Genomic DNA, 19032 nt, shown 5'->3' with positions numbered 1-19032 from the left:
TGGCGCGAGGCGCCGCTCATACCTTCTCCACCTCCGCGCGGCCAAGCAGGCCGGAGGGCAGGAAGATGAGGGTGGCGATGAGGATCGCGAAGGCCGCCACGTCCTTGTAGGCGGGGTTGAGCTCCCGCAGCAGGAACATGTCCTGCCCGGCATAGGCGCTCCACATCGTCTCGATCAGCCCGATCAGCAGCCCGCCGAGCAGCGCGCCGGGCAGGGACCCCACGCCCCCCAGCACCGCCGCCGTGAAGGCCTTCACCCCCACGATAAAGCCCATGAAGAAGTCCGCCAGCCCGTAGCGCAGCAGGTAGAGCGTGCCGGCGACGGCGGCCAGCGCCGCGCCGATGACGAAGGTGATGCTGATGGTGCGGTCCGTGTCGATGCCGAGCAGCCCCGCCATCTTCCGGTCCTGCTCGCAGGCCCGCATCGCCCGCCCGAGCCGCGTTCGCGTCACCATCCAGGTGAAGACCGCGAGCACCGCGAGCGTCACCACCACGATGACGAGCTGCATGCTCGAGACCGAGACGGCGAAGCCGTTGCCGTGCCAGAGCTCGACGCTGCCGGTGATGATCGGCTCGATCGGCTTCGCGCGCGCCCCCTGGCTCACCTGCACGAAGTTCTGCAGCACGATGGACATGCCGATCGCGCTGATCAGCGGCGCGAGCCGGAACGAGCCCCGCAGCGGCCGATAGGCGATCCGCTCCACCGACCAGCCGTAGAGCGCGGTGATCGCCATCGAGATCAGCAGCACCAGCAGCACCGCCCCCGGCCCCGCGGCCCAGCCGCCGGTCGAGAGCAGCACGAAGGAGATCAGCGACACGAAGGCGCCGACCATGAAGATGTCGCCATGGGCGAAGTTGATCATGCCGATGATGCCGTAGACCATCGTGTAGCCCACGGCGATCAACCCGTAGATCATGCCCAGCGCGACACCGTTGATCAGCTGCTGCAGGGCATAGGCCAAGCGCGGTCTCCATCTTCCAGTGCCCGGGTTGTCCCCGGTTTTGCCGTTCGGCCGTGAAGCGTTCCCGCCCCAGGCTACGCCGTCCGGCCGCGCCCCGCCAAGGGGCACGGCGGCGCCCCCTATTTCCGGAGCTGCAACGCCCAGTCCCGCAGTGCCGCCACCTGGCCCGCGATCAGCTTGCGCGTGGTGTCGTCGGTCAGCCGCCCGCCCTCGTCGAACTTCGAGCCGGACTGGGCGATCATCACCTCGGGCTTGTTGAGGGCATGGGCGTTCAGGAACACGCACATCTTGCGCAGGTCGTACTGCGCCCGTGCGGTGCCGAGCAGCCCCTGGGTCGCCCCCATGATCGAGACCGCCTTGCCGTCGAAGGAGGGCTCGGGCGGGCGCGACGCCCAGTCGATGGCGTTCTTCAGCACGCCGGAGATGGAGTAGTTGTACTCGGGCGTCGCGAAGATCACCGCGTCCGCCGCCCGCACCGCCGCCCGGAAGGCCTCGACCGGCGCCGGGTAGCCGGAGGCCACGCGCACGTCGTCGTTGTAGGGCGGGATCTCCCCCAGCCCCTCGTAGATCGCGACCGTCACCCCCTCGGGCGCCAGCTCCGCCGCCGCGCGCAGCGCCGCCGTGTTGTGGGAGCCCTTCCGCAGGCTGCCGGAAATGCCGAGGATCCTGAATTCGCTCATCGTGCTCGCTCTTCTGGAAAAGGGGAGGGAGGGGGAGGGGTCACTCCTCCCAGGAAAGCGCCTCGCCGCGCAGCCAGGCGGCCCCGGCGGCGTAGAGGGCGGCCACCTTCCCGCCCTTCAGCCCGGGCATGTCGGTCTTCACCTCGTAGCCGATGCGGGTCTGGAGATAGGCAAGGTGGCGGTAGCCCTCCGGGAAGCGGGCGAGCAGCGCGGGGTCGAGCTCCAGCCGCGCCGCGGGGTCCACGGGGTCCATCCGGTCCTTCTCGTAGATCGGCTGGCGCAGCACGATCTTCCATCCGTCCGGCTTCTCCTCCACGAAGTCGTAGAAGCGGCCCGTGCAGACCACGTCCACCACCACGTCGTGCACGGCGGCCCGCTGGGAGATGGTCATCTTCGTCTGGGCGATCGCGCGCCGCCCCTCGAGGTCGACGGAGCAGCCGCCGAGGAAGTGCAGGATCGAGACCCCCTTCGCCCAGCCCTCCTGGCTCGCCTTGATGAAGCCCTCGGCCGGCGCCTGGCACCAGGTGGCCATCATCCGGCCCTCGGGCGCCCAGACCGTGCGGAAGCGCTCCCAGTCGCCGGCGTCGCGCCAGACGGCCCAGTTCTGCACCAGCTCCATCACCGCCATGCGGCGCAGCATCGCGCTCTCCGGCATCCCGCCCCCTCTGGTCCCAAGGGCGCGGACCTTAGGGCCGCCCGCCGCCGCTGGCGATACGGCCGCCTTGACGCCCGCCGCCCCCGCCCCGCCCAATGCCCCGGACGCGGCGCCGCGCCCGCCATCGGCGGGGATTCGCCCCCAGGGAGACCGCTCATGCCCCCGCTCTCGCCCGACGCGCGGCCGCCGGGAAGGCTCGCCCGCCGCGCGGCCCTCGGCCTGCTCGCGCTGCCGGCCCTGCCCGCCCGCGCGCGCGCCCAGGGCGGCGCGGCCCGCGCCTCCTGGCCCGACCGGCCGCTCCGCTTCCTCCAGGGCTTCGGCGCCGGCGGCACGACCGACATCGTCGCCCGCCTGATCGCGCCCTCCCTCGCCGCCGCGCTGGGGCAGCCCGTCGTTGTGGAGAACCGCCCCGGCGCCGGCGGCACCATGGCCGCCGAGACCCTCGCCCGCGCGCGGGACGGGCACACGATCATGCTCATCAACAACGGCTACGCCGTCTCCGCCGCCCTCTACCGCCGCCTGCCCTACGACCCGCTGGCGGACGTGGAGCCGGTCGCCATGGTCGCCTCCGTCGGCCTCGTCCTCCTCGCGGGCACGGGCCCGGAGGCGCCGCGGGACATGGCCGACCTCGCCCGCCGCGCGCGGGCGGCGCCCGACCGGCTGCACGTCGCCACCGTCGGCGTCGGCAGCACCCAGCACTTCGTGGCCGAGGCCATCCAGGCTGCGGCTGGCCTCCGGCTCACCCACGTCCCCTACCGCGGAACCCCCGCCGCGCTCGTCGCGCTGCGCAACGGGGAGGTGGAGCTGGTGGTGGAGCCCGCCTCCTCCGTGCTGGGCCAGGTCCGCGGCGGCGAGGCGCGGGCGATCACCATCACCTCGCGCGAGCGCTCGCCGCTGCTGCCGGAGGTGCCGACGGTCGCCGAGCTCCTCGGCGATCCCGGCTTCGACATCCAGACCTGGTACGCCATCGCGGTCCCCGCGGGCACGCCGCCCGAGGTCGTGGCGCGCCTCGCAGACGCAACGGCCGCCGCCCTCGCCGACCCCGCCCTGCGCGAGCGGCTGGCCGCCCTCGGCCTCGCGCCCCGCCCGCCGGTCCCGCCCGCCGCCGTGCGGGAGGCCGTCCACGCCGAGATCGCCCGCTGGGCCGGGGTGTTCGAGCGCGCGGGGATCGAGCGGCAGTAGGGGCGCTCAGCCCGCCAGCACCGGCTCCAGCCCCGCCGCCTCCAGTGCCGGCGCCGCCTCGGCGGAGGCGAGGAAGCGGAGCAGCCGCGCCGCCTCCGCCGGCCGGGCCGCGGCGCGGGGGATCCCGGCCGAGAACACCGCCACTGTCCCCACCTCCGCCGGCAGCCGGCCGACCAGCTCGATCCCCGGCACCGCCAGCAGCTCGCTCACCTGCTGCACGGCCAGCGCCGCCTCGCCCCGCGCCGCCAGTTCCGCCGTGAAGCCGGCGGGGATGACCTTCGCCCGCGCGTTCACCTCACGCGCGATGCCCAGCCGCTCGATCAGCGCCGCGAAGGCGATGCCGCTCGCCCCGGCCCGCGAGTAGGCGACCGAGGGCGCGGCGAGCAGCGCCTCCCGCAGCGCCGCCGCCGTGCCGATCAGGGGATGCGGCGCCCCTGCCCGCACGGCGATGCCGATATGCGAGCGCACGAGGTCCGTCGCGCTCCCCGGATCGAGCCGCCCTGCCGACGCCAGCTCCGCGACGCCCTCGGCGGTGAGGATGACGAGGTCCGCCGCCTCGCCCTCCCGCAGCCGCGGCATCAGCACCCCCGTCGGCGCGAACTCGGCCGCGACCGGCATCCCCGCCGCCGCCTCCAGCCGCGGCCCCATGACCCGCATCGCCCCCGCGACGGCGAGGGTCGAGAGGACCCGCAGCCCGCTCACCCCTCAAGCCCCGACAGCTCCGCGACGAGGAGCCCGAGGGAGGCGGAATCCATTCCCCCGCGCCCGCTGTTCACCAACGCCTCCATCATCTGCGCGGCGAGCGCGGTCGCCGGCGCAAAGACCCCGTGGTCGCGCATCGCGGCCAGCGAGAGCCGCGTGTCCTTGCGCATCAGCTCCGCCCGGAAACCCGGCTGCAGCGTGCCCTCGATGATCCGCTTCGCGTGGTTCTCCATCACGAAGGACTTCGCGGAGCCGCCCAGCAGCGCCTGGCGCATCGCCATGGGATCGAGCCCCGCCTTGCGGCCGAGCGCGATCGCCTCGGACACCGCGAGCATCGTCGCCGCCACCATGAGCTGGTTCGCAGACTTGCAGACCTGCCCCGCGCCGGGCGGGCCGAGATGGGTAAAGGTTTTGCCCACGGCTTCGAAGAAGGGCCGCGCCCGCGCGAAGGCCCCGGCGTCGCCGCCGATCATGCAGGTGAGCGTGCCGTCGCGCGCGCCGCCGGGCCCGCCGCTCACGGGGCTGTCCAGCAGGTGCGCGCCGCGCTCCTCCAGCAGGCGCCGCGCGAAGCCGGCGGCGGGGGCGGCGGCGATGGTGCTGAAGTCGATCACGACCGTGCCCGGCGCCACGCCCTCGGCCACGCCCTCCGGCCCGAAGAGCACCGCCTCCACGTCCGGCGTGTCCGGCAGGCAGAGCCCGACCACCGCCGCCCCCCGCGCGGCCTCGGCCGGCGTCGCGGCCCAGGCGGCGCCCGCCGCCTCCAGCGCCTCCGCTTTCGCCCGGCTGCGGTTGTGCACGGCGAGCGCGAAGCCGGCCCTCGCGACATTGGCGGCCATCGCGGCCCCCATGACGCCGAGGCCCAGGAAGGCGACGCGCGCCGGCGGCGATACGGTGTCCACGGTCGTCAGGTCCTCTTCATCGCGGCGCGGATGCTGTCCAGCAGCCGGTCCATGGCCGCCTGGAAGGCCGGCCCGTCCGCGTAGCCGTCGGCCTCGCCCACGCGCTCCATGAAGCGCGCCCAGGTCGGCGTCTGCATGCCCTGGCGGAAGCGGTCGTGCAGCGAGCGCGCCATCTCGTCCGTCAGCCCCGCAGGGCCCACCCAGCCCTTCATGTTGTCCGCCACGATGTCGTAGCCGAGCTCGCGCATCGTCGGCACGTCGCGGTAGGCCGGCGCGCGCTGCTCCGCCGCGAGCGCCAGGAGCTTGAGATCCCCCGAGGCCACGAAGCCGCCGAGCTCGTCCGAGGCGTTGATGTTCAGCGCCGTCTGCCCGGCGATCAGTGCCTGCAGCGCGGGCCCGCCGCCCGTGTAGGGAACGTGCAGGAACCCCACCCCCGCCGCGCGCTCCAGCAGGAGGAAGATCGCCTGCGACAGCGTGCCGTTCCCCGCCGAGCCGTGCGCGATGCCGCCCGGGTCCGCCTTCGCCGCCGCGATTGCCGCGCCCAGGTCCGCGAAACGCGGCGAGGGCCCGCCCTTGCAGACCAGGAAGTGCCCGTTCCGCGTCAGGCGGATCACCGCGCGGAAGGACTGCTTCGGGTCGTAGGGAAGGTCGCGGAAGGCGGGCAGGGAGGTGCTCTCGCTGCCCCCGTGGATGATCAGCGTGTGCCCGTCCGGCGCCGCCCGCGCCACCTGCTCCGCCGCCAGGGCACCGCCGGCGCCGGGGCGGTTCACCACCACCAGCGGCACGGGGAAGAAGGGGGCGGAGGCCTCGGCGATGGTGCGCGCGATGATATCGCTCCCGCCGCCGGGCGCGTAGCCGACGATGAGCTGCACCGGCCGCGTGGGCTGCCACGCCCCGAGCTGCTGGGCATAGGCGGGGCAGGCGAGCGCCGCGCCCGCCCCGCCGAGCACCGTCCTCCGGTTCACCATGCTCCTCCCTCCCTCAGTCGTCGCTGAGCTCGTACCTGGCCCCCGAGCGCCCGCAGATGGCCCGCACATGGGCCTCCAGCGCCGGCGGCACGGGGATGCCGCCCTCCAGGCGCCGCTCGCGCTCCGCCGCCTCGGGGTCGCCGCCGACCAGCACGGGGCGCGCGGGATCGGCCGGCGGCGTCGCGCGCAGCGTGTCGATCATCGCGTCCATGTCGTTCTCGAAGCCGCCCTCCGGCCGGAAGGCGCGCGGGTCGATCGCGAGGAAGAAGTGCCCGACGTCGTCGGGGTCGCCCGGCTTGCGGGTGGGATTGCGGGCCGGCCCGAAGGCCGCCCCCGTCAGGGTCGCCGAGAGCACCTGGACCATGACGCCGAGCCCGTAGCCCTTGTGCCCGCCCGTCGCCTCCGCGCCGCCGAGCGGGGTCACGCCGCCGCCCGGCTCCTGGAAGATGACCCGCATGGCCTCGGCCGAATCCGTCACCGGCCGCCCGGCCTCGTCCACCACCCACCCCTCCGGAATCGGCACTCCGTTGAGGTCGTAGACCTTCACCTTGTTGGCCGCGACCGTCGTCGTGGAGATGTCCAGCACGAAGGGGCGGTTCCGCAGGGCCGGTGCCGCGAAGGCGATGGGATTCGCGCCGAGCAGCGGCAGCGTGCCCCGCGTCGGCACCATCAGCACCGTGCGCGCGGAGCTCGTGATCATCCCGATCATTCCCGCGGAGGAGGCGATCCGCGCGTAGTGCCCGGCCGCGCCGAAATGGTGCGAGTTCCGCGCGCCCACCGCCGCGATGCCCGACGCTCGGGCCTTCTCCACCGCCAGCCGCATGCAGAAATCGGCCACGGGGTGACCGAGATTGGCGCCGCCATCCACCAGCGCCGTCGCCGGCAGGTCCAGCACCGCGCGCGGGCGGGCCGCGAGGTCGAGCTGGCCCGCTTCCCGGAAGCTCTCGTACATCATCAGCATCGAGAGCCCGTGGCTGTCGATGCCCATCAGGTCGGTCTCGACCATCGCCTCCGCGGTGGTCGCCGCCAGGTCGTCGGGCATGCCCCAGGCGCGCAGCACGCCCAGGATCTGCCGCCGGACGCGCTCGGCCGGGACCTGCCTCACGCGACCCGCCTCACGCGACCGGCCTCACCGCGTGACGGCCACGCCCTTGGCGGCCAGCGTCTCCTCCACCCAGCCGCGCACCCAGCCGCCGCCCTTGATCGCGGCGGTGGTCTCGCCCTCCTTGGCCGCGTGCTTCTCGGCGTCGGCGATGACCTGCGCGGCCTCGGCCAGCGGGATCACCACCACGCCGTCCTCGTCGGCGGCGATGAGGTCGCCCGGCATCACCACCTGCCCGCCGCAGGCGATGGGGTAGCCGATCTCGCCCGGCCCGTCCTTGTAGGGGCCGGCCGGCGTCGCGCCCCGCGCCCAGACGCCGATGTCCATGCGCTCGATCCCGTCGATGTCGCGAACCGCGCCGTCGATCACCAGCGCGCCGACGCCGCGCTTCTCCGCGTGGCCGATCATCAGGTCGCCCGCGAGCGCGATCTCGAGGTCGCCGCCCCCGTCGCAGACGATCACCTCGCCGGGCCGCGCGAGGTCGATGGCGCGGTGGAGGAAGAGGTTGTCGCCCGGCCGCGCCTTCACCGTCAGCGCGGGGCCGACGAAGGTGCGGCGCCCGCCATAGGCCATGAAGCCCCCGCGCATCGCCTGCAGCCGGTTCATCACGTCGCCGATGTTGGCCACGGGCAGCCGGGCCGCGCGGGCGATGAGGGCGGCGTCGGGCTCGGGGCGCCGCTCGGCGATGCGAAGGCCAACGGTCATGCGGGGCACTCTCCTGGGGAACCGCCCGGTGCGGGCGCGCTGCGTCTCGGAGGGCGCGCGGGCGGGGGGCGATGCCTCCCGGTCCCCGGACGTTTCCCTCCGCGCCGTCTTGGCGGCATGGCGCAGGATCGGCACGATCCCCCGGCATTGGCAAGCCGCCCCGGGCCGCGGGGCGGCGCGGCGGGAGGAAAGAAGAGTCAAGCGTCGCCACCTCGTGGCCCTGGCCGCCACATCCGCCGCCCTGGCCGCGGCCCGCCCCGCCCGCGCCGCCTGGCCGGAGCACCCCGTCACGATGATCGTCGCCTTCCCGCCCGGCGGCGGCACGGACGTCGCGGCCCGCACCCTCGCCCGCTTCCTCGAGCGCGAGCTCGGCCAGTCCGTCGTCGTCCTCAACCGCGGCGGCGCGGGGGGCGAGATCGGCTGGGCCGAGATGGCCCGCGCGCAGCCCGACGGCTACACGATCGGCTTTATCAACACGCCCAACATCGTCAGCATCCCGATCGAGCGCAGCGCCCGCTACCGGCTGGAGGACTTCGCGCCCGTCGCCAACGTCGTGGACGACCCCGGCGCCTTCCTCGTGCCGCCGGACAGCCGGTTCCGCAGTCTCGCCGACCTCGTCGCCTTCGCGCGGGCCAACCCGGACGCGGTCACCTACGGCACCACCGGCATCGGCTCGGACGACCACCTCGCGGCGCTCGCCTTCGAGCGGCTGGCGGGCGTGCGGCTCACCCACATCCCCTTCGCCGGCGCCGCGCCCGTGCGGAACGCCATCCTCGGCCGGCAGATCATGGTCGCCAGCATGAACGTGGGGGAGGGGATCAACGACATGCGCCAGGACCAGCTCCGCGCCCTCGGCCAGATGGCGACGGCGCGCTGGGCGGAGGCGCCGGACACCCCCACCTTCCGCGAGCAGGGCTTCGACGTGGTGCAGGGCTCCATGCGCGGCCTGGCCGCACCGGCTGGCGTGCCGGCGCCCGTGCTCGAACGCCTCGCCGCCGCGACCCGGGCCGCGATGGAGGAGCCGGAGTTCCGCCGCCTCGCCTCGCAGCAGGCCCTGCCGCTGCGCTACCTCGCCCCCGCCGAGTACCGCGCGGCGCTGCTGGCCCTGCGGGAGGAGCTGCAGGGCCTCTGGCGCGCCCATCCCTGGAAGGAATAGGCGCGCCCCTCCCTCAGGGCGCGCGGGCGACGACCCGCGCCACGGGGGCCGGGCCTTGGCCTTCCGCCCCGCGTGCCGCGACCGGGTCCTCCGTCCAGCGCGCGACCACGCCCCCCTCGCACTCCTGCACGACGGGGAAGCGGAGCAGCGCGCCGGGCTCGGCGGGGGTGCGGATCAGGAGGACGAACTCGTCGTAGAAGGCGTCGTCCAGCCGCCCGCCGGTCCAGGCGATCTCCCCCGCCGCCGGCGCCGCGCGGTCGCCATGCCCCGCGTGCCCCGCGTGCCCGGCAGGCCCCGCCTGCCCGGCAGGCGCGCCATGCGTGCCGTGCCCCGCGTGGGGCCCCGCGGCCGCCGGTCCGGCCGGCGACCCGCCGATGGCGAGCGCGAAGCCCGCGTGCGGCATCGGCCGCGCCCCGCGCAGCTCCGGCGGGACGGTCACGCGCAGCCCCGTGGTCGCGGCGCCGCCGCAGCCATGGGTGACGCGCAGCGCGACGCGCAGGCTGCTGTCCGCCGGCAGCTCCGCGCGGTCGAGCGTCACGTGCGCGGCCGCCGGCCCGGCGAGGGCGGCGAGCAGGCCGAGCGCGGCCAGCGGAAGGGTCCGGTCCATGCCCCGCCCCTCAGTGCGCGTGGTGGCCGGCGGCGGGCGCGCTCGCCCCCGCGGCCTGCACGGCCACCTGCACCTCGACCGCGCCCGCGCGCTCGAAGGTGAGCGTCAGCGGCACGGTGGTCCCCGCGCGCAGCGGCCCGCTCAGCCCCGTCATCATCACGTGCGCCCCGCCCGGCCGCAGCGTGACGCTGCCGCCCGGGGGAATCTCGATCGCGGCGACCGGGCGCATGCGCATCACCTCGCCCTCCCGCACCGTCTCGTGGATCTCCGTCGTGCGGGCGAGGGGGCTGGAGGCCGAGAGAAGGCGGTCCGGCGCCGTCCCGGTGTTGCGGAGCGTGAGGAAGGCCCCGCCGTTGCCGCCCTGCAGCGCGGCGCGCGCCCAGGGCTGCTCGACGACGACGCCCGTTCCCTGGGCGCGAAGAGGGGAGGAGAGGGCAAGGCTGCCCAGCGCAACGAGTCCGGCGAGGGCGCGGCGGTGAATCGTCATGGTCTGATCGTCCCGGAGGCGGCGCGCGGGGGCGCCCGTGGTCGGAGAGGCTCGGAAGGGGCGGATCAGGCCGCGGGCGGGGCGCGCGGAAGTTGGGGCGGCGCGCGGGGCGGAAGCGGCGGCAGGCCGGGCCGCAGCGCCGCGTGCTCCGCGGGCGCGACGGCGACGGGGCGGGACGGCGCCGTGGGGCCGGACGGCGGGGGCGCCGCCGGAAGCGGGCCGAGGGTGCAGCAGTCCGGCGCCTCCCGCTCGTCCAGCGGCTGCCCGTCCGCGCCCAGCAGGACCGTGCGCGCGCCGTGGGCGCTGCAGAGCTCCACCGCCGTCGCGCCGCCGAGCGCCGCCAGCGCCCGCGCGTGGGGCAGCGTCGCCGCGGCCCACTGGACCAGCAGCAGCAGCGGGAGGAGGCGCGCGAGGCCGGGGCGGAAGCGGCGCATGGCGGGGCTCTAGCCGAGCCGCCGCCCCAAGTCACTCATGCCGGTCGGGGGGCGCGCTCAGGCCACCCACTCGCCGCCGCGCATCACGGGCGTCGCGTTCCCGGCCTCGTCCAGCCCGTCCACCTCCACCTCGGGCGAGCCGATCATCCAGTCGACGTGGATGAGGCTGCGGTTGGCCCCGCGCTGCACCAGCTCGTCCTCGGAGAACTCCGCCACGAAGCACTTGCTGTAGGCCTGGCCGAGCGCGATGTGGCTCGCCGCGTTCTCGTCGAACAAGGTGTTCAGGAACAGGATGCCGCTGCGGGCGATGGGGTTGGAACTCGGCACCAGCGCGACCTCGCCGAGCTGGCGGGCGCCGGCGTCCGTCGAGATCATCTGCTCGAGCACCGCCTGGCCGCGCGTCGCCTGGGCCTCGACGATCGCGCCGTCCTCGAAGCGCACCCGGATGCCCTCGATCAGCGTGCCCTGGTGCGACAGCGGCTTGGTGGCGGAGACCACGCCCTGGGTGCGGGCGCGGTGGGGCGTGGTGAAGACCTCCTCGGTCGGGATGTTCGGGTTGCCGTAGACGCCGTTCTTCGCGCGGCTCGCGCCCCCCATCCAGGCGTGGCCGTCCGCCAGCCCGACGACCAGATCCGTCCCCGGCCCGCGGAAGCGCAGCGCGTGGAAGCGCCGCTCGTTCAGCATGTCCTGCCGCGCCTTCAGCCCGGCGTTGTGCGCCGCCCAGGCCGCCACGGGATCGGCCGCGTCCACGCGAGTGATGGAGTAGATGGCGTCCCAGAGCCGCCGCACCGCCTCGTCGGGCGCCGCCTCGGGGAACACCGCCCGCGCCCAAGCCGGGTGGGCGAAGGGCACGAGGGTCCAGTTGATGAAGCTGTCGGCGATGAGGTCCAGCGCCGGGCGATAGGCCTTGGACTGCGCCCGGTTCGCCCGCGCCACCTTCGCGGGGTCCTCCTCCGAGAGGAGGGAAGGGTCGGAGCCGACGATGGCCAGCCGCGCCGCGCCGGCCCGGAAGGCCGCCGCCATGCCCTCGAAGAGCCAGCCGGAGGAGAGGTCGAAGCTCCCGTCGGGCGCGTGCCGGTAGCGCAGCAGGGCCGACTGCTCGTCCGAGAAGAGCGTCGTCACGAGGCTCGCCCCCGCCTTGTAGGCGTGCTCGGTGATCCGCCGGGCGAGGGGCAGCGCCTCGATCGGCGAGGTCATCACCAGCTCCTGCCCCGGCACCAGCCCGAGCCCGACTTTCACGGCCAGCTCCGCCAGCCGGTCGAGCCGCGCGGCGTCGTCCAGCGAGGGCGAGAGGTTCGACGGGATCGTGTCCATGCGCGCGGCTCCTCGGCCGCCCAGGGGATCCGCAGGGCCCCCCGGGGCCGCCGGGAAGATCGGGCGGGGCGGAAGGCGCCGCGGTCCGCGTCGGGGGAGGGACCCGCGCCCGCCCAAAAAAAGAGCCTGCCGGGCCGCCGGGAGGCTTCACCTTTCGTGATGCGTGGCCAGTTCTGCGCCGCGTCGATCTAATTTTCCGCGAAAATTGTTCCTTAATCATTCCAAAAAGCCGTTACGACCCTGGCGCGCGGCGGCCGAATCAGCGAAAATAGGCCCGTGCCCTCCTCGTCCCCCCCGCGCGCGGAAGATCCCGCCGCGCCCGCCTCGACCTTCCTGAAGCTGGTCCTCCTGGCCAATCTCGTGGCGCGCCCCTTCGCGCGACTCCACGAGCGCGCCCACGGCCTCCGGCTGAGCGAGTGGCGCATCCTGCGCGCCCTCTGCCTGCGCCCGGGCCACGCCACCGCCGGCGTCGTCGGGGAGGAGCTGGGCATGGACAAGATGGCGGCCAGCCGCGCCGTGCGCGCGCTCGAGAGCCGCGGCCGCCTCACCCGCAGCCCCGACCCGCGGGACGGGCGCCGCATCGTGCTCGAGCCGACCGAGGCCGGGCGCGCCCTCTTCGCCCTCATCGAGCCCACCAGCCGGGACCGCGAGGACGCCCTGCTCGAGACCCTCTCCGCGCAGGAGCGGGCGGTGCTGGACGACCTGCTCGACCGCCTCGTCGACCGGGCGCGGGCGCTGCCCGAGCCGCAGGGCGCGGCGCCGGACCTGAACGGGGACGACGGGCTCTAGCGGCCCGCCCCCTCAGGCCTCGCGGCGCACGTTCAGCGGCAGGGTCATGCCCCGGCGCTCCAGCCTCAGCCCGCGGCGGTAGGCGCTGTCGAGGAAGTACTGCCCGAGAGGGTAGAAGGGCACCTCCTCGAAGAAGCGCGCCTGGATGGCGCGGCCGACGCGCCGCTGCGCCGCTGCGTCCGGCGCCTCCAGCCACTCCTCCCGCAGCGCCTCCAGCCCCGGGCTGCTGGGCCAGCCGAACCAGGCGTCGGCGCCGTTGCCGCGCAGCAGGGGGTGGCCGCCGGGGTTGACCAGGTCCTCGCCCCCGAAGGCGACGTAGACGGCGTTCCAGCCCCCCCTCTCCGGCGGGTCGCGCCGGGCGCGGCGGGCGAGCATGGTCCCCCAGTCCGAGGTCGCGACCTCCACCTCGAGGCCGGCGCGCGTCATCGCGTCGGCGCAGACGAGGGTGGCGTTGCTGTTGTTCACCTGGTCCGCCGGGTTCAGCAGCACGACGCGCGCGCCGAGCTTGCCGGCCGCCGCCAGCGCCGCGCGGGCGGCGGCGAGGTCGCGCGGGCCCGTCACGGCCGCGAGCCCCTCGTCGGAGGCGAGCGGCGAGCCCGGCGGGAAGCAGCCCATGCCGTCGCGGAAGCGGCTGCGGTCGTCGCCCATGATGGCCGCCATCACGTCCGCCTGGCTCAGCGCCGGCAGGAGGGCGCGGCGGACCGCGGGGTCGTCGAAGGGCGGGTGCAGGTGGTTGGGGCGCAGCATGGCGATGGTGCCCTGGGTCTCCACCCGCTCCACCACCACGTCCCGCCGGCGGGCGAGGAGGGGACGGAGGTCGGGCGCCATCCTCTCCCACCAGTCGATCTCCCCGGCCTGGAGCGCGGCGCCGGTGGTGGAGGGGTCGGGCAGGATGCGCCATTCCAGCCGCTCGAAATGGGCGAGCTTGGGGCCGGCGGTGACGCTGACAGGGCCGCCGGGCGCGGGCGAGTAGGCATCGAAGCGGCGGTAGGCGACCCGCTCGCCCGAGCGCCGCTCCTCCGGCACGAAGCGGTAGGGGCCGGAGCCCACGACCTCCGTCAGCGGCGTCCCGGCGGGGGTCGAGGCGAAGCGCTCGGGCATGATGAAGCAGGGGTAGGAGGAGGACTTGCCGAGCGCCTCCAGCATCACCCCGAAGGGCCGGCGCAGGCGAAGGACGAGGCGGCGGTCGTCGAGCACCTCGATCGCGTCCAGCCGCGCGGCCAGGGTCTGGCCGTGGGTGTCGCGCGCCATCCAGCGGCGGATGGAGGCGGCCGCGTCGGCCGCGCGGACCTTCTCCCCGTCGTGGAAGGTCGGGCCGTCGCGCAGCGTGATCACCCAGCGCCGGCCGTCCTCCTCCACCCGGTGGCCCTCGGCGAGCTGCGGGTGGGGCCGGAAGCCCTCGTCCAGGCCCCAGAGCGTGTCCCAGAGGAGGTGCCCGTGGTTGCGCACCGCGTAGGAGGTGGTGGCGAGCGGGTCGAGCGTCGTCACGTCCGCCTGGGGCACGAAGCGGAGGACGCGCGCGGCCTCCCCCTGCGCCAGGGCGGCGCGCGCGAGGGCGGGGGCGGCCGCCAGGGCCGTGGCGCCGCCCAGCAGGGCGCGGCGGGTGGTCATGGGCATCCTCCGCTCATTCCGCTCAGGGGGGGGGCGGCGCCGGGGGAGGCCCGGCGCCGCGGGTCTCAGGCCTCGAGCGCGGCGTCGAGGGTGATCTCGGCCTTGAACAGCTTCGAGACCGGGCAGCCCGCCTTCGCCTTGGCCGCCAGCTCCTGGAAGGCGGCGTCGTCGGTGCCCGGCACCTTGGCGCGGAGGGTGAGGTGGATCTTCGTGATCTCGAAGCCCTCGCCGACCTTGTCGAGGGTGACGGCGGCCTTGGTGTCCATCCGGTCGGCCGTGAGACCGGCGCCGCCGAGGATCATCGAGAGGGCCATGGTGAAGCACCCGGCATGGGCGGCGCCGATCAGCTCCTCGGGGTTCGTGCCCTTCACCCCCTCGAAGCGCATCGCGAAGCCGTAGGGCTGGGCGTTCAGCACCCCGCTCTCGGTCGAGATCGTGCCGCGCCCGTCCTTCAGTCCGCCCGTCCAGCTGGCGGAAGCGTGCTTCTGCATCATCTGCTCCTCTATCGGGCGCGAGGGCGCCCATGGCGTCAAACCGGGCGCAGGGGCGCCCGGGCGTTGTTGTCCGGGCACCTGGGGCCCGGGCCGCTACAGCTTGGGACCGGGGCGGCCAACACCAAGGGCCCCCGCGGACTCGTGGGGAGCCCCGGAGGAGAGCCATGGCAACCGGCACCCGATACGGCGTGGACCTCCGCGCCGCCCTGCCGGCCGACGCGGCCGACCTCGCCGCCCTTCTCGGGGGCGAGGCGCGGGGCATGGCGGGGCGGCTGGAGGCCATGGCGCGGGACCCCGCCTCGGCCGTGCTGGTCGCCACGGGCTGGAACGGCGCGGTGATCGGGGCGATCGCCCTCTCCTGGCACCCCGCCCTCACGGCCGACCGTCCGCTGGCCCGGGTCACGGCGCTCGCCGTGGCCGCGGAGGAGCGGCGCAACGGGATCGGCCGCCTCCTCATCAAGGCCGGCGCCCAGGCCGCCCGCGCCGCCGGCTGCGACCGGCTGGAGGCGGCGGCCGGGGAGGGGGAGGGGGGCGCCTTCCTCGCCGCCCTCGGCTTCGTCCCCGCCGGGGCCAACCTCGCCCGCCCGCTGCGGAAGCGGTCCGAGGGCGGATGATCCCCTCCCGCATCGATCGCCCGCGCCGGGCGTTCCCTCCGGCGACACCAGCGGGAGCCCGAGCGATGCGCCACCCCTTCCTTCCGGCCGCCGCGCTCCTGCTTGGGCTCGCGGGCGGGGCCGCCGCCGCGCCGGGCATCGCGACGGCCCCCGTCGAGATGCGCGCGGGCCCCGGGCTGGAATACCCGCCGGTCGCCCTCGTCTCCCCCGGCATCCCCCTCGAGATCATCGGCTGCCTGCAGGGCTACGCCTGGTGCGACGTGGGGGCGGGGCCCTCCCGCGGCTGGCTGCCGGCGGGCTACCTCCAATTCCTCCAGGCGGGGCGCGCGGTGCCGCTGCCGGACTACGCGCCGCGCCTCGGCGTGCCGGTCATCGGCTTCCGGCTGGGCGACTACTGGGGCGACCACTACCGCGACCGGCCCTGGTACGCCGAGCGGGACCGCTGGCGCGGCCCGCCGCCGCCCAGGGCCGACTTCCGCGGCCCGCCGCCGCCCGACTGGCGCCGGGAAGGCCCGCCGGGCCGCGGCCCGGACTGGAGGCCGGACGGGCGCCCCGACTGGCGCCCCGACTGGCACCCCGAGGGACGACCGGACTGGCGGCATGAAGGCCGCGCGGACTGGCGCGACGAGCGCCGCAACGATGGACGGAACGATCACCGCGGCCCGCCGCCCGGTCCCGCCGGGGAGGGCCGGCGCGGGCCGGAGCCGCGCGGCCCCGACCAGCGAGGCCCCGACCACCGGGGCCCTGATCATCGGGGCCACGACGACCGCGGCCCGCGCTGAGGCGGGCCCGCGCCCTTAGCGCAGCAGCGGGCCGACGACGAGCAGGACCGCGAAGGCGCCGATGGCCGCCGCGCCCACCCGCGGCACCAGCCGCGCGCGCCCCGCCGCCCCGGCAGCCCGGCCGAGCAGGCTGCCCAGCGCGATCCAGGCGAGCGCCACGGCGGTGAGCAGGCCCAGGAAGGCGGCCATCCAGGGCCACCAGGGCGCCGCGCCGAAGGGGATGACGCCGAGGGCGAAGACGATCGCCTTCGGGTTCAGCAGGGTGGTCACGAAGACCTGGCGCGGCGTGACCGGCATGGCCGAGAGGTCCACCGCCCCGTGGCGCCAGAGCTTCACAGCCAGAAGCGCGAGATAGGCCCCGACCGCGAGGCGGAGCCCCGCCGCCACGGCCGGCGCGCCCGCGACGGCGGGCCCGAGCGCGAGGCCGATGGCGAGGATGGAGACGAGGTAGCCCGCGGCCTCAGCCGGCAGCAGCGGCAGCGCCCGGCGGAAGCCGACCGTCGCGCCCGCCGTCGCCAGCAGCGTGTTGGTCGGGCCGGGTGTGCCGAGGATGAGCAGCACGGTCAGGGTGAAGAGGACGGGGTCTTGCATGCGCGCTCCGCGGGGTCGCCGGGAGCCCGGCCGGCGCCGGGATCCCTCCGGGCGGGCGTTCTAGCGCGGGGGAAAGGGGGCCGCCAGCAGCGCGCGGGGCTTCCGGGACGGCGGGGCGATCCCATCTCTCCGGCGTGTCCCGCCGCCACGAGAAGCGCGCCGCGCGGGGCGGGCGCGAGGAGGGCGGGGCGCCGCCGCCCGAGGCGCCCTGCCCGCTCTGCCTCCGCCCCATACCGCCCGGCGCCCGCGCCAGCCGCCACCACCTCGTGCCGCGCCTGAAGGGCGGCACCCATCGCGGAACGGTGCGGCTGCACCATATATGCCATCAGGCAATCTATGCCCGCTTCACCGAGACGGAGCTGGCGCGCCGCTTCACCGAGCCGGAGGCCCTGCGCGCCGAGCCCCGCCTGGCGGATTTCCTCGCCTGGGTCTCGACCAAGCCGCCGGACTTCCACGCCCCCACCCGCGCCGCGCGGGACCGCACGCCGAAGTGGCGCTGACGGCCCCCGGCGTCCCCCGCCGCCCAGCCCCGCGGCCCCCGAGCCTTGGCGCAAGGGGGTGCCGCGGGTAGAAGGCGCCCCAGCCCGCACGCCCCCCCGGAGACCCCGCCATGGCCGCCTACCAGTACGTCTACGTCATGAAGGATCTCACCAAGTCCTATCCGGGCGGCCGCGAGGTCTTCAAGGGCGTCACCCTGTCCTTCCTGCCGACCGCGAAGATCGGCGTGCTCGGCCCCAACGGCGCTGGCAAGTCCACGCTGATGCGGATCATGGCCGGGCAGGACAAGGAGTTCGGCGGCGAGGCCTGGGCGGCCGAGGGCGTGCGCGTCGGCTACCTCAGCCAGGAGCCCTGGCTCGACCCGAACAAGACCGTGGGCGAGAACGTGCGCGACGCCTTCGGCACGCTGACCGCCGACCTCGAGCGCTTCAACGAGATCTCGATGAAGTTCGGCGAGGAGATGAGCGAGGAGGAGATGAACACCCTTCTCGCGGAGCAGTCCGAGCTGCAGGAGCGGATCGACGCCGCCGACGGCTGGGACCTCGACCGCACGGTGGACATCGCCCTCGACGCGCTGCGCTGCCCGCCCGCCGAGAGCGGCGTGACCACGCTGTCCGGCGGCGAGCGCCGGCGGGTCGCGCTGTGCAAGCTGCTGCTCGAGAAGCCCGAGATGCTGCTTCTCGACGAGCCCACGAACCACCTCGACGCCGAGAGCGTGTCCTGGCTCGAGAAGACGTTGCGCAATTACGAGGGCGCGGTGCTGATCGTCACCCACGACCGCTACTTCCTCGACAACGTCACCAACTGGATCCTCGAGGTCGATCGCGGCCGGGGCATCCCCTACGAGGGCAACTACTCCTCCTACCTTGCGGCCAAGCGCAAGCGCCTGCAGCAGGAGGAGAAGGAGGAGAGCACGCGCCAGCGCCAGCTCGCCGAGGAGCAGGAGTGGATCGGCCGCAGCCCGGCCGCGCGCCAGTCCAAGAGCAAGGCGCGCATCCAGGCCTACGAGGAGCTGCTGCAGAAGAGCCTCGACAAGGCGCCCGACCCGACGGAGATCCAGATCCCGCCGGCGCCCCGCCTCGGCAACACGGTCATCGTGGCGGACGCCATCCGCAAGGGCTTCGGCAACCGCCTGCTGATCGACGACCTGTCCTTCAAGCTGCCTCCCGGCGGCATCGTCGGCGTCATCGGGCCGAACGGCGCGGGCAAGACGACGCTGTTCAAGATGATCACCGGCCGCGACCAGCCGGATTCCGGCACGATGACGATCGGCGACAGCGTGGAGCTCGGCTACGTCGACCAGAGCCGCGACAGCTTGGATGACAAGAAGACCGTCTGGCAGGAGATCTCGGACGGGCAGGACCTGATCACCATGGGCAAGCGCGCGGTGCCGAGCCGCGCCTATTGCGCCGCCTTCAACTTCAAGGGCGGCGACCAGCAGAAGCCTGTCGGCGTGCTCTCGGGCGGCGAGCGCAACCGCGTCCACCTCGCGAAGATGCTCAAGAACCCGCACAACGTGCTCCTGCTCGACGAGCCCACGAACGACCTCGACGTGGACACGCTGCGCGCGCTGGAGGAGGCGCTGACGGACTTCGCGGGCTGCGCCGTCATCATCTCGCACGACCGCTGGTTCCTCGACCGCCTCGCGACCCACATTCTCGCCTTCGAGGGCGACAGCCACGTCGAGTGGTTCGAGGGCAACTATCAGGCCTACGAGGCCGACAAGCGACGCCGCATGGGCGCCGCGGCCGACCAGCCGCACCGGATCAAGTACCGCCCGCTTACCCGGTGAGCGGGGGCG

The 19032-nt window shown here is 75.0% G+C and carries 22 protein-coding genes; 7 read left to right on the top strand and 15 right to left on the bottom strand.

Annotated elements, in window-relative coordinates; genetic code table 11:
- Positions 1-16: 16 nt before the first annotated feature.
- The 3 genes from EAH89_RS19470 to EAH89_RS19460 all read right to left on the bottom strand — a co-directional run bounded on the left by EAH89_RS19470 (position 17) and on the right by EAH89_RS19460 (position 2296).
- The gene (locus EAH89_RS19470) at positions 17-961 is read right to left on the bottom strand and encodes an ABC transporter permease subunit (RefSeq protein WP_140885380.1); all 945 of its coding nucleotides are present in this window, start codon (positions 959-961) and stop codon (positions 17-19) included.
- 119 nt (positions 962-1080) lie between these two features.
- Positions 1081-1641, bottom strand: a complete 561-nt coding sequence (locus EAH89_RS19465; protein ID WP_140885379.1) for an NADPH-dependent FMN reductase — start codon at positions 1639-1641, stop codon at positions 1081-1083.
- A gap of 40 nt (positions 1642-1681) precedes the next feature.
- Entirely contained in the window at positions 1682-2296 is a 615-nt protein-coding gene (locus EAH89_RS19460) for a nuclear transport factor 2 family protein (protein ID WP_140885378.1), read from the bottom strand.
- Between the two features lie 156 nt (positions 2297-2452).
- On the opposite strand from EAH89_RS19460, the gene EAH89_RS19455 reads away from it, so the two are divergent.
- The gene (locus EAH89_RS19455) at positions 2453-3478 is read left to right on the top strand and encodes a tripartite tricarboxylate transporter substrate-binding protein (protein ID WP_140885377.1); all 1026 of its coding nucleotides are present in this window, start codon (positions 2453-2455) and stop codon (positions 3476-3478) included.
- Positions 3479-3484: 6 nt separating this feature from the next.
- On the opposite strand, the gene EAH89_RS19450 is transcribed toward EAH89_RS19455, so the two are convergent.
- From EAH89_RS19450 to EAH89_RS19430, 5 genes are read right to left on the bottom strand one after another with little or no spacing between them, the layout of a single operon-like run.
- Complete coding sequence (locus tag EAH89_RS19450) at positions 3485-4180, bottom strand: substrate-binding domain-containing protein (RefSeq protein WP_140885376.1); 696 nt, start codon at positions 4178-4180, stop codon at positions 3485-3487.
- Entirely contained in the window at positions 4177-5079 is a 903-nt protein-coding gene (locus EAH89_RS19445; RefSeq protein ID WP_140885375.1) for an NAD(P)-dependent oxidoreductase, read from the bottom strand. The genes EAH89_RS19450 and EAH89_RS19445 overlap by 4 nt, the downstream gene beginning before the upstream one ends.
- A 5-nt stretch (positions 5080-5084) precedes the next feature.
- The gene (locus EAH89_RS19440; protein ID WP_161993688.1) at positions 5085-6047 is read right to left on the bottom strand and encodes a Bug family tripartite tricarboxylate transporter substrate binding protein; all 963 of its coding nucleotides are present in this window, start codon (positions 6045-6047) and stop codon (positions 5085-5087) included.
- Positions 6048-6060: 13 nt separating this feature from the next.
- Positions 6061-7152 (bottom strand): Ldh family oxidoreductase, encoded by a 1092-nt coding sequence (locus EAH89_RS19435; protein ID WP_140885373.1) that lies wholly within the window; start codon positions 7150-7152, stop codon positions 6061-6063.
- A 24-nt stretch (positions 7153-7176) separates the two neighbouring features.
- Positions 7177-7854 (bottom strand): RraA family protein, encoded by a 678-nt coding sequence (locus tag EAH89_RS19430; protein ID WP_140885372.1) that lies wholly within the window; start codon positions 7852-7854, stop codon positions 7177-7179.
- Between EAH89_RS19430 and EAH89_RS19425 the strand changes: the two genes are divergently transcribed.
- Positions 7853-9010, top strand: a complete 1158-nt coding sequence (locus tag EAH89_RS19425) for a tripartite tricarboxylate transporter substrate binding protein (RefSeq protein WP_241667101.1) — start codon at positions 7853-7855, stop codon at positions 9008-9010. The two genes, EAH89_RS19430 and EAH89_RS19425, sit on opposite strands and share 2 nt — an antisense overlap.
- Positions 9011-9023: 13 nt before the next feature.
- Here EAH89_RS19425 and EAH89_RS19420 read toward each other — a convergent pair whose 3' ends face one another.
- The 4 genes from EAH89_RS19420 to EAH89_RS19405 all read right to left on the bottom strand — a co-directional run bounded on the left by EAH89_RS19420 (position 9024) and on the right by EAH89_RS19405 (position 11852).
- Positions 9024-9617: a YcnI family protein gene (locus tag EAH89_RS19420; protein ID WP_140885371.1), complete on the bottom strand. Its 594-nt coding sequence runs from the start codon at positions 9615-9617 to the stop codon at positions 9024-9026.
- Positions 9618-9627: 10 nt separating this feature from the next.
- On the bottom strand, positions 9628-10104 hold the full coding sequence (locus EAH89_RS19415; RefSeq protein WP_140885370.1) for a copper chaperone PCu(A)C: 477 nt from the start codon (positions 10102-10104) through the stop codon (positions 9628-9630).
- A gap of 65 nt (positions 10105-10169) precedes the next feature.
- Positions 10170-10538, bottom strand: a complete 369-nt coding sequence (locus EAH89_RS19410; RefSeq protein WP_140885369.1) for a hypothetical protein — start codon at positions 10536-10538, stop codon at positions 10170-10172.
- A 57-nt stretch (positions 10539-10595) separates the two neighbouring features.
- Positions 10596-11852: an aminopeptidase gene (locus EAH89_RS19405; protein ID WP_140885368.1), complete on the bottom strand. Its 1257-nt coding sequence runs from the start codon at positions 11850-11852 to the stop codon at positions 10596-10598.
- A 276-nt stretch (positions 11853-12128) separates the two neighbouring features.
- Between EAH89_RS19405 and EAH89_RS19400 the strand changes: the two genes are divergently transcribed.
- Positions 12129-12641 carry a MarR family winged helix-turn-helix transcriptional regulator gene (locus EAH89_RS19400; RefSeq protein ID WP_161993687.1) on the top strand — a complete coding sequence of 171 codons (513 nt, stop codon included), beginning with the start codon at positions 12129-12131 and terminating at the stop codon, positions 12639-12641.
- Between the two features lie 12 nt (positions 12642-12653).
- Here the strand turns inward: EAH89_RS19400 and EAH89_RS19395 are convergent, their stop codons facing one another.
- On the bottom strand, positions 12654-14252 hold the full coding sequence (locus EAH89_RS19395; RefSeq protein ID WP_140885408.1) for an ABC transporter substrate-binding protein: 1599 nt from the start codon (positions 14250-14252) through the stop codon (positions 12654-12656).
- A gap of 65 nt (positions 14253-14317) precedes the next feature.
- Entirely contained in the window at positions 14318-14743 is a 426-nt protein-coding gene (locus EAH89_RS19390; protein ID WP_140885366.1) for an OsmC family protein, read from the bottom strand.
- Positions 14744-14910: 167 nt separating this feature from the next.
- Between EAH89_RS19390 and EAH89_RS19385 the strand changes: the two genes are divergently transcribed.
- Together EAH89_RS19385 and EAH89_RS19380 are read left to right on the top strand one after the other, a co-directional pair.
- Positions 14911-15360: a GNAT family N-acetyltransferase gene (locus EAH89_RS19385; RefSeq protein WP_140885365.1), complete on the top strand. Its 450-nt coding sequence runs from the start codon at positions 14911-14913 to the stop codon at positions 15358-15360.
- Between the two features lie 65 nt (positions 15361-15425).
- Complete coding sequence (locus EAH89_RS19380; protein ID WP_140885364.1) at positions 15426-16142, top strand: SH3 domain-containing protein; 717 nt, start codon at positions 15426-15428, stop codon at positions 16140-16142.
- Positions 16143-16157: 15 nt separating this feature from the next.
- On the opposite strand, the gene EAH89_RS19375 is transcribed toward EAH89_RS19380, so the two are convergent.
- Positions 16158-16733, bottom strand: a complete 576-nt coding sequence (locus EAH89_RS19375; RefSeq protein WP_140885363.1) for a LysE family translocator — start codon at positions 16731-16733, stop codon at positions 16158-16160.
- A 134-nt stretch (positions 16734-16867) separates the two neighbouring features.
- On the opposite strand from EAH89_RS19375, the gene EAH89_RS19370 reads away from it, so the two are divergent.
- Both EAH89_RS19370 and ettA read left to right on the top strand, forming a co-directional pair.
- On the top strand, positions 16868-17233 hold the full coding sequence (locus EAH89_RS19370; protein ID WP_140885362.1) for an HNH endonuclease family protein: 366 nt from the start codon (positions 16868-16870) through the stop codon (positions 17231-17233).
- 110 nt (positions 17234-17343) lie between these two features.
- Positions 17344-19023, top strand: coding sequence for an energy-dependent translational throttle protein EttA (gene ettA / locus EAH89_RS19365; RefSeq protein WP_140885361.1), 1680 nt, complete (start codon positions 17344-17346; stop codon positions 19021-19023).
- The last annotated feature ends 9 nt before the right edge of the window (positions 19024-19032 follow it).

The sequence above is a fragment of the Muricoccus nepalensis genome (genome assembly GCF_006438825.1).
Classification (GTDB): Bacteria; Pseudomonadota; Alphaproteobacteria; order Acetobacterales; family Acetobacteraceae; genus Roseomonas; species Roseomonas nepalensis.
The sequence above is the reverse complement of the archived record's forward strand: the minus strand, read 5'-3'. Positions and strand labels throughout refer to the sequence as shown.